The organism is Nocardia sp. NPDC050408, from assembly GCF_044458905.1.
Taxonomy (GTDB): domain Bacteria; phylum Actinomycetota; class Actinomycetes; order Mycobacteriales; family Mycobacteriaceae; genus Nocardia.
Map to the genome: position 1 here is coordinate 1,015,478 of NZ_JBITIL010000001.1, position 15,478 is coordinate 1,030,955.

General features: G+C 67.1%; 11 protein-coding genes. 5 read left to right on the forward strand and 6 right to left on the reverse strand.

Features of this window, described 5'->3' with window-relative positions:
- Window position 1 precedes the first annotated feature (1 nt).
- The 4 genes from ACIBJI_RS04500 to ACIBJI_RS04515 form a co-directional block, all read right to left on the reverse strand.
- Window positions 2-1,162 (reverse strand): VWA domain-containing protein, encoded by a 1,161-nt coding sequence (locus ACIBJI_RS04500; RefSeq protein WP_364344078.1) that lies wholly within the window; start codon window positions 1,160-1,162, stop codon window positions 2-4.
- A gap of 100 nt (window positions 1,163-1,262) precedes the next feature.
- Window positions 1,263-3,713 (reverse strand): DUF5682 family protein, encoded by a 2,451-nt coding sequence (locus ACIBJI_RS04505; RefSeq protein WP_396957347.1) that lies wholly within the window; start codon window positions 3,711-3,713, stop codon window positions 1,263-1,265.
- An 84-nt stretch (window positions 3,714-3,797) separates the two neighbouring features.
- A complete protein-coding gene (locus ACIBJI_RS04510; protein WP_364344590.1) occupies window positions 3,798-4,880 on the reverse strand; it encodes an AAA family ATPase in 1,083 nt (360 codons plus the stop codon).
- Window positions 4,881-4,894: 14 nt separating this feature from the next.
- Window positions 4,895-7,744, reverse strand: a complete 2,850-nt coding sequence (locus tag ACIBJI_RS04515; RefSeq protein ID WP_364344075.1) for a DUF5691 domain-containing protein — start codon at window positions 7,742-7,744, stop codon at window positions 4,895-4,897.
- A gap of 475 nt (window positions 7,745-8,219) precedes the next feature.
- Between ACIBJI_RS04515 and ACIBJI_RS04520 the strand changes: the two genes are divergently transcribed.
- From ACIBJI_RS04520 to ACIBJI_RS04535, 4 genes are all read left to right on the forward strand, one after another.
- Complete coding sequence (locus tag ACIBJI_RS04520) at window positions 8,220-10,646, forward strand: AAA family ATPase (protein WP_364344072.1); 2,427 nt, start codon at window positions 8,220-8,222, stop codon at window positions 10,644-10,646.
- Window positions 10,647-10,686: 40 nt separating this feature from the next.
- On the forward strand, window positions 10,687-11,193 hold the full coding sequence (locus tag ACIBJI_RS04525) for a hypothetical protein (protein ID WP_364344587.1): 507 nt from the start codon (window positions 10,687-10,689) through the stop codon (window positions 11,191-11,193).
- A gap of 253 nt (window positions 11,194-11,446) precedes the next feature.
- Window positions 11,447-11,833, forward strand: a complete 387-nt coding sequence (locus ACIBJI_RS04530; protein ID WP_364344069.1) for a YchJ family protein — start codon at window positions 11,447-11,449, stop codon at window positions 11,831-11,833.
- 17 nt (window positions 11,834-11,850) lie between these two features.
- On the forward strand, window positions 11,851-12,126 hold the full coding sequence (locus tag ACIBJI_RS04535) for a SelT/SelW/SelH family protein (RefSeq protein WP_364344066.1): 276 nt from the start codon (window positions 11,851-11,853) through the stop codon (window positions 12,124-12,126).
- Between the two features lie 32 nt (window positions 12,127-12,158).
- Here ACIBJI_RS04535 and ACIBJI_RS04540 read toward each other — a convergent pair whose 3' ends face one another.
- On the reverse strand, window positions 12,159-12,386 hold the full coding sequence (locus ACIBJI_RS04540) for a zinc ribbon domain-containing protein (RefSeq protein WP_364344063.1): 228 nt from the start codon (window positions 12,384-12,386) through the stop codon (window positions 12,159-12,161).
- 151 nt (window positions 12,387-12,537) lie between these two features.
- On the opposite strand from ACIBJI_RS04540, the gene ACIBJI_RS04545 reads away from it, so the two are divergent.
- Window positions 12,538-14,115 (forward strand): carboxylesterase/lipase family protein, encoded by a 1,578-nt coding sequence (locus ACIBJI_RS04545; RefSeq protein ID WP_396957118.1) that lies wholly within the window; start codon window positions 12,538-12,540, stop codon window positions 14,113-14,115.
- A gap of 213 nt (window positions 14,116-14,328) precedes the next feature.
- Here ACIBJI_RS04545 and ACIBJI_RS04550 read toward each other — a convergent pair whose 3' ends face one another.
- Window positions 14,329-15,408, reverse strand: a complete 1,080-nt coding sequence (locus ACIBJI_RS04550) for an NDP-sugar synthase (protein WP_364344057.1) — start codon at window positions 15,406-15,408, stop codon at window positions 14,329-14,331.
- Between the last annotated feature and the right edge of the window lie 70 nt (window positions 15,409-15,478).

A 15,478-nucleotide genomic window follows, 5' to 3' on the forward strand; every position in this document is an offset into this window, starting at 1 on the left:
ATCAGCTGGTTCCGGCATTTCGGTTGGCCCAGGCTTGGACATCGCCGCGGTCCAGGGCCAGCGCGAGCAGGTCGGGGAACTTGTCGGGGGTGCAGGCGAAGGCCGGTACGCCGAGGGCGGCCAGAGCGGCGGCATTGTCGTGGTCGAAGGCAGGAGCGCCGTCGTCGGAGAGGGCGAGCAGCACTACCACCTGCACTCCGGATTCCCGCATGGAGTTGACGCGGCGCAGCATCTCTTCACGGATACCGCCCTCGTAGAGATCGGAGATGAGGACGAACAGAGTGTCGGCCGGGCGGGTAATGAGCGACTGGGAGTAGGCGAGGGCGCGATTGATATCGGTGCCGCCGCCGAGTTGGGTGCCGAAGAGCACCTCGACCGGATCGGTGAGTTGTTCGGTCAGGTCGACGACCTCGGTATCGAAAACGACCAGAGATGTTTTCAGCGAGCGCATGGAGGCCAGGACCGCGCCGAAGACGGAGGCGTAGACCACACTCGAGGCCATCGAGCCGGATTGATCGATCGCGAGGACTACGTCCCGGCGCACCGCCTGCGCCTTGCGGCCGTAGCCGACCAGGCGTTCGGGCACCACGGTCCGATGTTCGGGGAGGTAGTTGGCCAGGTTCTTGCGGATGGTGCGGTCCCAGTCGATATCGCGCAGCCGAGGTCGGGTGACGCGGGCGGCGCGATTCAGTGCGCCGGAGACCGCGGCGACGGTGTGCGCGGCAACGCGCTGTTCGATTTCGCGGACCACCTTCTCGACCACCATTCGCGCTGTCGCCTTGGTGGTTTCGGGCATCACCCGATTAAGGCTCAGCAGGGTTCCGACCAGGTGCACGTCGGGTTCCACCGCTTCGAGGAGTTCCGGTTCCAGCAGGAGCTGGGTCAGATTGAGGCGATCCACGGCATCGCGCTGCATGACCTCGACAACGGTGGACGGGAAGTAGGTGCGGATATCGCCGAGCCAGCGGGCCACCTTCGGTGCGGAGCCGCCCAGTCCGGCGGAGCGTTTACCGGAGGTCTGATCATCGGTGTTGTAGAGCGCTCCGAGGGCTCGATCCATCGCCTCGTCGTCCGCGGCACCCAAGCCGCCCAGGGGTTGTTCGGCGGCGGTGCCGAGCACCAGACGCCAACGCCTGGACTGCGTTTCATCGATCGCGTTCATCCGGTCACTCCGAGGAGGTAGGTGACGGCAGGATGCCGCCACATCGTGGTTCGGGATTGATCGAGAGGCCCGAGCGCGGTGCCGAAGGAGCATGTCGGACTCATACCGGTACTCCCAGGATGTCCGCGACTGTGCGCATAGCGACGATCCCGCGTTCGACATCGAACGTCGTGTCCTCGCCGGTACGCGATGCGCCGGAGCCGGTGTCGCGCACCGCCTGGCCGATGGCGCGGCGCTCCCCGGATTCGAACGCGCCGAACGTGCGGCGCAGTAACGGCAGGATCTCGACGAACATATCGTCGCCGAGACCGCGCAGCCAATCGTCGATGAGCCGCAACAACTCTCGGTCGTGGACCAGCAGTAGCCCGCGACCGCCGAGGAACCCGTCGATCCAGGCCGCCTTGCCGGCGGCCGTATTGCCGATCGACAGTGCGGCCGAAAGCCTACGCGCGGACTCGGTTTCGTCGATGCGTCCGGCATCGGCGAGCAATCGGACGGCGCGGCCGACGAGGGCGCCGTGCACATCGTCACGGTCGGCCACGCGGTGCAGGGCGGCGAGCCATTCGCCGGTTGCCCAGTCGTTGTCGCGGGTGTGGATGGCGGTGTGCGCGGCATCGAGTTGAGTGCGCAGATGTTCGGCGGCGTCGGTATCGAGGCCGGTCACCGCGCCGGGCAGGCCCGCGCAGATTCGCACGAGCAGACCGTCCGCGACGTGGGCGAGTGCCTCGGTATCGGTGCCGCGGACGTCGCCGTAGCGCAGTGTGCGGGTCAGGCCGGGAAGGGCGGCGAGCAGGTGGGTTACGTCGTGGTCGAGTGCCGCCGCCGATTCCAGGCGGGTGATCAGACCGTCGGTGGCATCGCCGAGGTCGGCGAGCAGCGCGATCTCGAGCGCGTCGGTGAGATCGCCGACGGTACTGCCCTCGCGGCCAGCGGTATCGAGGATCTTGGCCTGCGCCGCGGTGCGGATGGTGGTGCCCCAGCGGGAGGCCTCGATAATCGAGACGGCGAATTCGGGTCGCCACCGCAGCGTCCAGGATTCGCGGAAGGTGCCGGTGCTGCGCACTTCGCCGGTTGTCGGTGTGCCCCAGTCGATTCCGAGCACGCGCAGCCGGTGCAGCAGTCGCGAACGCTCGACTTCGCGCTCCTTGCGCAGGTCGAGATCGAGGCTGCGGGACAAGGCTTCCTGCTTGAGCCGCAGTGTGCGGATCCGGGCACGCAGATCGGCATCCAGCGGGACTGTCGGCGTGCCATCGGGAACAGCGCCGAGCGCCTCACCGACCACCAGTTCGGAAGCGACGAGCCGCAGCATCGACTCATCACCGGCGCACATCACCGACCGCACTGCCTCGGTGACCTCCGACAGTCCGGCCAGTGGCCGTGCCCGCAGCACCGCGAGCGTGTCGGCGAGCCGGACGGCTTCGATGATGTGCGCGCTCGAGACCGGTAGATCGTGGGCGCGCAGCACTCCAGCCACCTTGGTCAGCCAGCGCGCGATCGGCTGCTCGGTCTCGGTGAACAGGTGGTGATACCAGCCCGGCGAGGCGATTCCGGCGCCGTATCCGGAGGTCGTCGCCAGCCGCGAATGCGTCCAGGGCACCCACGTCACCGTCGCCTTCACCTTCGGCAGCCCTTTGAGCAGCTTGGTATCCGCCGTCGCCGGCCCCAACTTCCCCGCCAACGCCGGCGCATGCCACGCCCCACACACCACCGCAACCCGCCGCGCCCCCTCTTTCAACACCTTCCGTATCGTCTGCCGCATATACGCTTCACGCCGCAAGGTGTGCGCGTCGATGCCGATGGGTTCGCGCTCAACGTCTTCGGGACCGATCGCTTCGTCGACAGTGTCGCCGGTCGGTGAGTTGGGCGACCCATCATGTGCGGTGGGCCGGGGTTCGCCGTTGGACATGAGCGTCTCGTCGTCAGCGCTACCCGTGGCTGAGCGATCACCCGCGCGGATGCCGCGCACTTCGTCCGGCTGGTGACCTGAAGCGTCGTCCGTTGGGGCCGTGGCAGGTCCGATCGCGAACATGCCTTGTCCGGCAGCGTCCCGCAGTGCGCCCATTGCCTCGGTGATCGCTTCGAAAGCGTCGGCGTCGGCCACGGATTCGACTACCGCGTCCCACCAGCGTTCGGCATCGTCGTAGCCGGCGGCAGCGGCCAATTCGGCGAGTGGGTCGATGCGGTCACCCGGTTCGTCCTCGGTGGCCAGGACGGTGCTCGCGGGCAGGTCGCAGAACCGCACCGGCACTGCGTGTTCCACCGCATATTGCAGCGCCTGCCATTCGGGGGAGAACACTGCGAACGGCCAGAAAGCGGCCTTGGCGGGCTGGTCCGGCACATAGGCCAGTAGCGCGACGGGCGGCGACATGCCCTCGGCTGCGACGTATCCGACCAAGGGGTCGGCATCGGCCGGGCCCTCGATCAGTATCGCGTCGGGACGAAACTGTTCCAGCGCGGCGCGCAGGGATCTGGCCGAACCCGGGCCGTGATGACGGATACCGAATACGTGGGTCACCGGACCACTCGAGGCGACGCTCTGCTGGACGTCCATATGGTCGTCGGTCGTGTTTGTCTTGCTCACCGTGTCACCCCCGGTTGAACATGCGCTGTGGTCGGATCAGGCGGCGCCTAGCCCTCATCCCGTGACCTCGCGGCAGGCGCGGTAGAAGTCGGACCACTCGGGGCGTTCACGCACAACGGCTTCCAGATATTCGGTCCAGATGACTGCGTCGGCCACCGGATCCTTGACGACAGAGCCGAGGACCGCGCCCGCTATATCGGACGCACGCAAGGTGCCGTCACCGAAGTGCGCCGACAGGGCAATCCCATTGGTGATCACCGAGATCGCCTCGGCGGTGGACAGGGTGCCGGAGGGCGTCTTGAGCTTGGTGCGGCCGTCGGCGGTCATACCGGAGCGCAGCTCGCGGAAGATGCGAACAACCCGCCGCACCTCCTCGGCCGCAGCCGGAACAGTTGGGAGTTCGAGCGCGGAGCCGAGCTGTTCGACGCGGCGGGCCACAATGGCGACCTCCTCGTCTTCACTGGCGGGCAGCGGCAGCACAACGGTATTGAAGCGGCGCCGCAAAGCGGAGGACAGGTCGTTGACGCCACGGTCGCGGTCATTGGCGGTGGCAATGACATTGAAGCCCTTGGCCGCCTGTACCTCCATCCCGAGTTCCGGCACCGGCAGCGTCTTCTCGGACAGCACGGTGATCAGCGCATCCTGCACATCGGACGGGATACGGGTGAGTTCCTCGATCCGCGCGATCGCACCGCGGCGCATCGCCGTCATTACCGGCGACGGCACCAGCGCACCCTCGCTCGGCCCCTCCGCGAGCAGTCGCGCATAGTTCCAGCCATAGCGGATCGCCTCTTCGGCAGTGCCGGACGTGCCCTGGACGAGCAGTGTCGAAGCACCGCTGATCGCGGCCGAAAGATGTTCCGATACCCAGGTTTTCGCGGTGCCCGGCACGCCGAGCAGCAGCAGCGCCCGATCGGTCGCCAGCGTCGCGACCGCCACCTCCATAAGCCGGCGCGGCCCGACGTACTTGGGGCTGATCACGGTGCCGTCGTCGAGCGTGCCACCGAGTAGATAAGTGACCACCGCCCACGGCGACAGTTGCCAAGACGGCGGTCGCGGCCGATCATCGATCGCGGTCAGTGCCCGCAACTCCTCGGCATAGGCCTGTTCGGCATGTGGACGCAACAGCTCCGGCATCGAATCGGTAGTGGTCACTGCAACTCCTCGAGCATCATCGAGCGGTGGTTGAGGTCATGGGCGAGCTGATCGAATGCTCGCTCCCAATTGGGATCGGTGCAGCGGCGCGCCACCGCGGTGGTCGTCCGCGCCGCGGTGACGGGCAGATGCACGGCCGCCGCGGACAGCAGCGACCGATGTGCGTTCGGGCCAGTGCCATGCGCTTCTGGGCGTTTGGCCGCGGCACGTGCGCGTTCGAACAACAACAGAATCAAGTGTTGGGCAAGAGGTTCCGGCCACGGATGGCCCATGGCGGGCAACAATGCCTCGAGCTCCGAGAGCCAAGCGCCGTCCAATTGGAGCAAATGTGTGGTGCGATCCGGCAGCGGCAGCAGTGCGAACAATTCGCGACGCCGCAGCATTGCCAGGTCGGTCGGCACGCCTGCATCGAACAGCGCCCGCGCCCAGGCCGGATCATGTTGTGCCAGTGTGGCATCCACCCAGCCGTCGAACAGCGGCTGCCGGAACCGGTCACTGATCTTGGCCCGAGTGGCCTTATCCGGTGCGCCTAGTTCCGACTCCCAGTGCGTCAGTGGTGTCGCCGCGACGAGTTGCCGCAGCCTACCGGCACGCAGATCCGGTGCTCCGTCCCAGCGATAGGTGAACTCAACGGTGCGGTCGTTGATGCCGTCCCTGCGGTCGGCATCGTCGAGTTCCTCCGGTATGCGGACAACCAGATTCGGATGCAGCAGCAGATGTTCGACCGTGACCCATGCGCTCGAGCGCCGAGTCACGCGCTGGGTGAATGCCGAATTCGGCAGCAGCGGCAGCAATCCGGCCGCGACTCGCCGCACATCCGATCGCCGATCGTCCAATGCCGTCTCGAGCAGTGGTTCGTCGTCGGCCGAAATCCCGTCGGCGAGTACGGCCAATAGCTCCGCTTTCAGCGGACCGGATTCCTTCGGCCAAGCCGCGGTCAGTGCTTCACGTGCGGCCTTGGCATCTCGGCCGCGCAGTTCGATGAGCCATTCGCGGCGCTCGGACGGTTGGCCGAACAGCCAGCTCTGCTCCGTCGGCGCATCGGAATGTCCTCGCGGCACCAGGTCGCGCCAGTCCGGATGTTGGTCGGCCAGCCAGCGGCCGCGGGTTCCGGCCAGGCGCAATAGCGGCTCGCGCAGGTCGGTATTCGCCTTCGCCTGTTCGAGCAGTAGCGCACACAGTGCATCCGGGGCGCGATAGTCGAAGGGTGCTGCGCCCGCGAACCATTCGGGCAGAAAGGGGGACCGGTCCCGCAACAGGCGGGCGAGACGGGATGCCGCGGCGCGGGGCAGGAGTCGCCGCGCGTCATCCACGGCGGGTTCGGGTTCGGCCGCCGTGCTGACGGATACGCCGCCGCGCGCGAAAGCGCCACGCAGCGCGGCAGATTCGAGCAGCAGCAGTGCGGGATCGGTGCGCAACCGGGTCGCGACGGCCGCCACCGGAGCCTCGAGCCGCGCGGGATCCGCTGCCCTACGCGCAGTGCCGAGCAGCGCCACCGAGGTCAGCTCCGCAGACACCGGCGCATTCGACGCCCCACGCGGGCCGAACTCGGCGCTACCGACGTCGACGACCTCACCCGCGGTGAATACCGAGATCGGCACCAATCCGGCCGCTCCCCATTCGGCCGCCAGCGTCACTGGATGCCCTCCGGACACGCCGAGCAGTCGCCACGGCTGCTCGGTGGCCGCAACAGGTAGTGCAGTGCCGTCGGATTCGGTGATATACCAGCCATTTTCGGTCCACACCGGCACGACATCGGTGAGCAGCAGCGGTCGCAATCGCAGCCACGGATCGCCCGCGAGCGCCTTGGCATGTTCGGCTAATGCGGCGGCGATCGTTCCGTCGGTGACCGGCAGCGTGGTGAATGGTTCGGCCGCGCGGTGCCGTTCGCCCCAGAGCGCCCGCAGCGGCGCGCCACCCGGGTAGTAGTGCAGATCCGCTTCGGCCATCATGCCAGGAAGTGGTACCTCCGCCGAGAAGCTCGGCGAACCGAAGGAATGCTCGAGCAGCAATGCCCAGCGTCGAGTCTGCCTGCCGTACAACCAGGTTCGGCGCGTATAGAGCCGCTCCTCCTCGCTGGTCCGGATCCCGAGTACCTGCCACTGGTCCCGAACTGCCGATTCGGCGCGCACGGATTCGGCTGACGTCGGATAGCCGATATGGGTACGGACGCTCGCCCGCAGCTCCGGTGACAATTCGTCGAGGCGGCGGTGCGCGGCGATCAGCAGATGCAGTCTCGCGTATTCGGCGAGTACGACATCTGGCCAATCCGCCCTGGTCACCAGGGTGGTCGGCAACTGGCGCAGCACGGCGGCGACGCCGGGGGCCTGCGCGTCGACCATTCGGGCCGCGATCGCCTCGAATGCCCGAAACGAGCGATCTGTCTGGGCCAATCCGGTCCGCACCTGATCGCCGAGCCAGATATCGAGTTCCTCCAGACCCTCCGTCACCCGCAGCCGCCGCTGTTCGGCGGTCGCCGGATTGGCAGTGCGGGCCTGCGGGTCGGCGGCGGGCTCGGCCGCGCGGACCGCGCGTGCGTTGATCCACTCCGCCGCGAAGTCCGCGATAGCGGCTTCGGCGACCGCACCGCCCGACCAGCCGAGTAAGAGCGACAAAGCGTGCTTGCACGGGAACTTGCGGCTGGGACACGAGCACTTGTATGCCGGACCCGCCAGATCCACGATCGTCTGATACGGCTTGGAGCCGCTGCCCTGGCACAGGCCCCACAATGCGGTGTCCGACTGCCCGGTGCCGTGCCACCGCCCGGCGAGCTTGCGCGCGGCCGATAGCGAGCTCGCATCCGGTGCGAGCGCGCTGACCTGTTCCTCGGTCCACAGCGCGGTCATGTGTTGGCTCCCGCCTGGTTCATCCGGCGGCCCCGGATCGACTGTATGTCATGTCTTCCCCCGTTACTAGGTTGTCGAATTTCTACCGCACCCCACCGACAAGTTGGGTGGTGAGCGGGTGTTTTTCCTGGAATACGCTGCGCGGACGGCAGATTCGGCAGCAAATGCGCCTTGCGCTGGTTGTCTGATTCTGGCATTCTGTCCTGTTCGGCTCCGACCGAGCCACCCGAATCGGGTGACACACCATCGAGCTGCCCGCCGGGGTTGGCGAGGGGTGGACATCGAGCGGGGCCCAGCCTGTTCGATGGCCATACCATCCCCGCGGGCAGATTCGCATTTCCGCTTCCCACCAGGCGAAACGGTGCCGCTGTGGGCGAATTCCACGCCATCGGGTAGCGTTTCGCTCAGCTTTCAACAGTGATACCCGTGCGGGGTTGGAGGACATGCCGCGGTTCGGTGGTGTAGGGGGTTACGCATGCGTACAGATCCCGGAACTGATACTGCGACGGTGCCGCGCCTGACCGAAGTGGTATCCAGGCGGCTCGCCGCGGATCCCGCGGTCACCCCCGATGTCGCGCATACCGTGCTCCGCGCCCTCGGTGGCGGCGAGTCCGATGATCTGACAACCGAATTCGACGGTTCCGGCATATTCCTGCGTGCGATCCGGGTGCGCGGCTTCCGCGGCATCGGACCCGAGGCAACACTGGAGCTGCCGCCCGGTCCCGGTCTCACATTGGTGGTGGGCCGCAACGGAAGTGGAAAGTCGAGCTTCGCCGAGGCCGCTGAACTGGTGCTCACCGGTAGTAATCGCCGCTGGGACGGCCGGTCCGCGGCGTGGCGCGAGGGTTGGCGGAATCTGCACGATGGTGGGTCGGCGCGCATCGAACTCGAATTGCTCACCGCCGGTGCCGATCCCGAACTCACCATCGCCAAAGAGTGGTCACCACAGGCCGATCTCGGCCAGGCGCATTGGACCGAGCAGCGATCCCGCACCGCGCCAACGGATTTCGACGGCCACCGCTGGGCTGGTCTGCTGGAGTTGTATCGCCCATTCCTGTCCTACAGCGAACTCGGCGCACTCGTCGACGGCAAACCGAGCGATCTGTTCGACGCGCTGCATCGGCTGCTCGGCCTCGACGAATTGACCGTGGCGCAGGAGCGGATTCGCACTCGCCGACTGGAACTCGAACGCGCCGTACGGGATTCGCGTCAGGAACGCATCGAACTGGTGACCGCGCTCGGTGCGGTGGCCGATGACCGTGCGGTGCGGATGGCGGCACTACTGCGCCCGGACCGTCCCGATCTCACGGCCATTGGTCGCGAAATACTCGGTACGGCAGAGAATCCGGTCGGGCCGGATGGGTTGCGGGCAATCGTGCGACTTGTTTTGCCGTCGGGTGCCGAGGTCGAGGCCATAGCCGCGCGCCTCGAAGGATGCCGCGCGGTGCTCGCTCGCGATTCGACCGCTGATGCCGAGGCCGATCTGCGGGTATTGGAGTTGCTGCGGCGGGCACGCGATCATGTCGGTGCCAGCGGACAATGCCCATGCCCGGTCTGTGGACGCGGGGAATTGGATGCGACGTGGCTGCGCGGTGCGCAAGCCTCGATCGCCGAGCTGACCTCCCGGGTCGACGCGCTCGCGACCGCGCGCGCCGCGCTGCGGCAGGCCGTCCGTGACGCCCGCGCGCTACCGGAACATATCCCGCCGGAACTGGATTTCGATCCACGCAATCCGCCCACCGTCGACACCACCGCGGTGCGTCGGGCCTGGACGGACTGGGCGGCGCTGACCGGCGCCGATTACTCGCCTGACCTGCCCGATCGCCTGCGTGGTGCGCATACGCGTCTGGTCGACGAACTCGAACTGCTGCAGCAGGGCACCCGCAAGGAACTGAACCGCCTCGACGAGGTGTGGTCGCCGCTGGTGCCACGCATCAGTGGCTGGCTGGCGGGGGCACGCGCTGTCGTCGCGAACGGCAGCGAACTGCGCACGCTCAAGCGCGCCGAGGATTGGCTCAAATCCGCGACGGCCGGATTGCGCGGGGAGCGGATGGCGCCGCTGGAGACCACGGCGCGCTGGGTGTGGCGCACGCTGCGTCAGCAGAGCAATGTCGAACTCGGTGCGATTCGATTGCAGGGCAATGCCGGAACCGCGCGTCGGGTGCTGCTCGATGTCACCGTCGACGAGGTGGATGGCGCCGCGCTCGGCGTGATGAGTCAGGGTGAGCTGCACGCCCTCGGACTTTCGCTGTTTCTGCCGCGAGCGACGGTGGAGGACAGTCCTTTTCGCTTCGTCATGATCGATGACCCGGTGCAGGCCATGGATCCGGCGAAGGTGGATGGACTGGCCAGGGTGTTAGAGGTCATGGCGTGGACGCGCCAGGTGATCGTCTTCACCCATGACGAGCGGCTGGCCGAGGCGGTGCGGCGCATGCAACTGGATGCCAGCGTGCTGGAAGTGCAGCGCCGCGAGCGCTCGGTGGTGGAAGTACGGGTCTCCAGCGACCCCATCCGCCGCTACCTCGACGACGCCCGCTCCCTCGTCCGCACCCCCCAACTTCCTCCGGCGATCGCCGACGAACTGGTGGCCACCTGCTGCCGCTCGGCCGTCGAAGCGGCCAGTCTGGCCCGAGCTCGACGCAATCTGCTTGCCGACGGCATGGACCATCGTGACGTCGAACGCCACATCGAAGGCGCGCAAACCACCCGCGCAATGGTCGCGCTCGCGGTAATGGGTATCGACGGCCGAGTAGACGACCTCAACAAACACCTTGCCCGGGAAGGCAAATGGGTCGTCGACGCCTTACGGGACGCCACCGCAGGAGCCCACGTACCCATCGGCCGCAGCATGCGCGACCTGATCGCGGACACCGAAAAGTTCGTCGGCTGGCTACGACGATGAACGAGGGCTGCGCATCGATAGCTAAGGGGTGGCGTTGAGCGTGGCGCATGATGACGTGGGCGCTGCGGGCGACGGTCGGCCTCGGCGGCCGAAGGTGGACGGGGCGCGGCGGCGAGGTGGCGCGCGCAAGCAAGGGGCGGCGCGCAAGCAAGGGGCGGCGCGGAAACCACATCCGCCGCGGCCGACAGTGGCCGAGCGGTTCGATGCGGTGGATCGGCTGCTCGACGGGTCGGTGACCGATGCCGACGGGCTGTGGTCGCGGGCGACGGTGTGGATTCTGCGGCTCGCGCTCGAACAGTCCGTCGACGAGCTGTGGTTGAAGGTGGCACCGGAATTGGCGCGCTGCCCGATGCGCGCACAACTGCTCGCCCTGCGCGTATTCGCGGGCGACGCCACCGCCGCGCAGGTCGCAACGGTATGGGCCGCCCTATCCCGCGCCGCCCACCACCACGATTACGAACTCGCCCCGAGCGTCACCGAATTACGCCGCTGGCGCGAACAGACCGTCGCGATCGCCACCGCACTAGCCAAAGCCGCCACCCGATGACCACACGCTGCGCGAGGGTGACCGCCCCGACCATCGATGGCGTCAATCCGCTCGACGATCGTTGCTAGACGATATGTCGGCGCTTCGGTATGGCCGCGCATGAGTCGCGCGGCGGCGCAAGGCATGTGGATCGAGATCAGGTGGAATCTGTGCAGGCGCCAAGCGAGTAGCCCCTCCACCAGTGCCACCTGATCTTGATAAGGCCCGGCCCCGGTGCACGCAGTGATCCGCGCGACGAGCAAGATTCGGAGTCATGGACCAGTCGCAGCCATGCCCGTGTAAGCGTGGGGAGCCGTTCGGCGCCTGTTGTGGACCGGTGCTAGCAGGGGAGCGGTCCGCGGCGACTGCCGAGGCGCTGATGCGCTCGCGCTACACCGCATTCGCGGTCGGCGATACCGAATATCTGCTGCGGTCCTGGCATCCGCGCACCCGACCGAAGACGCTCGACCTGGATCCGGACCAGCGCTGGCTGTTCCTGGAGATCGTGCGTACCGAGCGCGGCGGACCATTCGACGACACCGGCATCGTGGAATTCATCGCCCACTACAAGGCCGATCGACGCGGATCCCTGCACGAGGTCAGCACATTCACACGTGTGGAGGGCGTCTGGGTCTACCTCGACGGCGTCCTCGAACCATGACGGGTAGCGTGCCAACCATGCCACGTGTCGCGATCGAATACTGCACGCAATGTCGCTGGTTGCTGCGCGCGAGCTGGATGGCACAGGAATTGTTGAGCACCTTCGCCACCGAACTCGGTGAGGTGGCACTGATCCCCGGGTCGGGCGGTGTATTCCGCATCACCATCGACGGCGACCAGATCTGGGAGCGCAAGGCGGACGGCGGGTTCCCGGATATTGCGGTACTCAAACAGCGTGTGCGCGATCGCGTCGCGCCCGACCGTGACCTCGGCCACGTCGACAAGCGGCACTGACCCAACCGAGCGTGATATCGACCACGCCGGATTCAGGAACAGCAGCCGCCACCGCAGCATCCACCACCGGCGGGCCGCGGCGCGGGTGCAGGTGACGCGGCACCGCCGCCACCCCTGCTGACCGTGCCAAATGTGGTCAGCAGCTTGACCGTGTCATCGTGACCGTTCGGGCAGGCCGCCGGATTCGACGCCTCCGCCATCGGACGGTTTACCTCGAAAGTGTCGCCACAGCTGCGGCACCGGAAGCTATAACTCGGCATCGGCCCAGCGTAGCGCCAAGGGTGAGTGGTGCGTCCCACCTATCCCACTGTCCAACTGGACGTACTCTCGATAAGAGATCGCTAGGTGCTTGGACCCGGCCGGAGCAAACTCGCAGCGCACTGCCCGGGTCGTAGGCAGGAGGTGCGGAAGATGACCACGCAGTTCGATATCGAACCTGGCTCCGAGGTCGGCGACACCGAGCCGGTCGCGCAAACGACCTGGGGCCGCGTGAGTGGACGCTGGGACGGACCGGTCGCGGTGTGGCGCAGCATTCCGTACGCATCCGCGCCGTCCGGTCCGAACCGGTTCCGGCCGCCACTGCCGCCGCAGCCATGGGACGGCATCCGCGAGTGCACCACTTTCGGCGAGATCGCCCCGCAGACAATGGGCAATATGGTCCCGGTCGACTCCGACCTGCGGATGGGCGAGGACTGCCTGTGGCTCAATGTGTGGTCGCCGCGCAGTTCTGCCGATACCGGTGCGCCGCGCCCGGTGCTGGTGTGGTTGCACGGCGGCGCCTACTGCCTCGGCACGGCGGCCCAGGCGATCTACGACGGTCGCAAGCTTGCCGAAGCCGGTGACGTGGTCGTGGTGACGGTCAATTATCGCCTCGGCGCGCTCGGCTTCCTCGACTTGTCCTCGCTCTCCGACGATTTCACGCCGAATCTCGGTCTGCACGACCAGATCGCCGCGCTCGAGTGGGTCCGGGACAATATCGCCGCATTCGGCGGCGATCCAGGCAATGTGACGCTGTTCGGTGAATCGTCCGGCGCCGGATGCGTGACCGCACTGCTGACCTCACCGCACGCCGCTGGTCTGTTCCACCAGGCAATCGCGCAAAGCCCGCCCGCGACAACGGTTTTCGGCCAGGCGCGCGCTGCCGGTGTGGCTCAACGATTTCTGGAACTGATCGAACTCCCGTATTCGCGCGCAAGCGAATTGCTGGAGTGCCCGATCGAACGGATCGTGACCGCGGCGGGCGTACTGCTGGACGAGATTCCGTTGAAGGAGCCGGGCCGACTGGCAGCCGCGCCGGTGGTCGACGGCGATCTGGTGCCGACCTATCCGATCGACCGCTTCCAACAAGGCCGTTCACATCGTGTGCCGCTGATCATCGGCACCAATAAGGACGAGGCCTCGCTGTTCCGCGTCTTCCGCTCGCCGATCATGCCGGTGACCCCGGATGCGGTGAACGTCATGCTGCGCGATGTGGCCGCAAGCCATCCGGATATGTCGCCCGAGCGTATCGCCGAAATCACCTCGGCCTATCCGGATCTCGCGAAAACACGTGGCGCACTTGCCATGTCCACCGACGCGGCCTTCCGCATGCCCGCCCACTGGGTTGCCGACGGCCACGCTCAACACTCACCGACTTGGATCTACCGCTTCGACCATGCCACCCCCATGTTGAAGGCGGCCCGCGTCGGTGCCGGTCACGCCACCGAATTACCTTATGTATTCGGCAATTTCGGCACTCTGAACCATGACCCCACCTTCTGGCTCGGCGGCCGCAAGGTTGCCTTGGAAGTCTCCGGTCGCATGCAGCGCCGCTGGCTTGCCTTCGCCACCCACGGCGTACCGGCTGCCATCGACGGCTCCAAACACTGGCCCCCCTACCGCCCCGACACCCGCACCACCCTCCTCATCGACAACATCGACCGCGTAATCGACGACCCGGACCGCGACCTGCACACCGCCTGGGGCGAACAAGCCGTCGGCTTCAGCTGAGTCGCCGCACCTTCCGACGGGCAGCCAGGGTGTGGGGTGGCGGCCGTTGCTGCGGGAAACCTAGTGCCATGGTTGCCCCAGAGGCATCCGGTGCGGCAACCGTGCCCACGCCCCATGCGAGCTTGCGGGTGGTTCACCATGTGCTGCGTCGAGCTCGCGCACGGCTCACCGTGCGCCACCTCGCGAACGTCGAATGCCTTGTGCGCCTTACTATTACACGTCCGTGGAGAAGCGGATGCCGCCGTCCGGGATGTCGACGCCGGGCCAGATGCGGGCGCCGCGCAGTAGCTCGCAGCGGGCGCCGATGTTCGCGCCGTCGCCGATGACGGCGTCGCGGACGAGGGCGCGGGGACCGATGCGCGCGCCGAAGCCGATGATGGAGCGCTCCACGGTGGCGCCTGCTTCGATGCGGGCGCCGTCGAAGAGCACCGCGCCGTCGAGGCGAGCGCCTGCGCCTACTTCAGCGCCGCGACCGACGACGGTACCGCCGATGAGCAGCGCGCCGGGAGCGACGCCCGCACCCTCGTGGACCAGGGATTCACCACGCTGACCGGGCAGGGCCGGGGAAGGGGCGATGCCCCGGACCAGGTCGGCCGAGCCGCGGACGAAGTCCTCGGGAGTACCCATATCGCGCCAGTAGGACGAGTCGACATGGCCTTGGACGCGGGCGCCTTCGGCGAGCAGCGCCGGGAACACCTCACGTTCCACCGACACCGGCCGCCCGGCCGGAATCTTCTCGATGTATTCGCGCCGGAAGACATAGCAACCGGCATTGATCTGATCGGTGGGCGGATCCTGCGTCTTCTCCAGGAACGCGGTGACCCGCCCATCCTCGTCGGTCGGCACACAGCCGAATGCGCGCGGGTCGCTCACCCGAACCAGATGCAGGGTCACATCCGCGTTCGTGGACTCGTGGGTGTCCAGGATCGCGCCGAGATCGGTGCCGCCGAGGACGTCGCCGTTGAACACCATGATGTTGTCGGCGCGCAGCTTGGGCAGCACATTGCGGATGCCGCCACCGGTGCCGAGCGGTTCGGTCTCGGTGACGTACTCGAGCTCCAGGCCCAGGTCTGTGCCGTCACCGAAGTGTTCCTCGAAGACCTCCGCCTTGAACGAGGTGCCGAGCACGACGTGGGTGATTCCGGCGTCCGCGATGCGGGCGAGCAGGTGGGTCAGGAACGGCAGTCCGGCGGTAGGCAGCATCGGCTTGGGCGCCGACAGGGTGAGCGGACGTAACCGCGTGCCCTGGCCGCCGACCAGAATCACGGCGTCGGTGCCTACATTTCCTGCCATCATGCTCCCTGTTCACAGTGGATCGTGTGCTCGGTAGGTGCGCGCCTACAGACAGACACCAGTTTCGGTA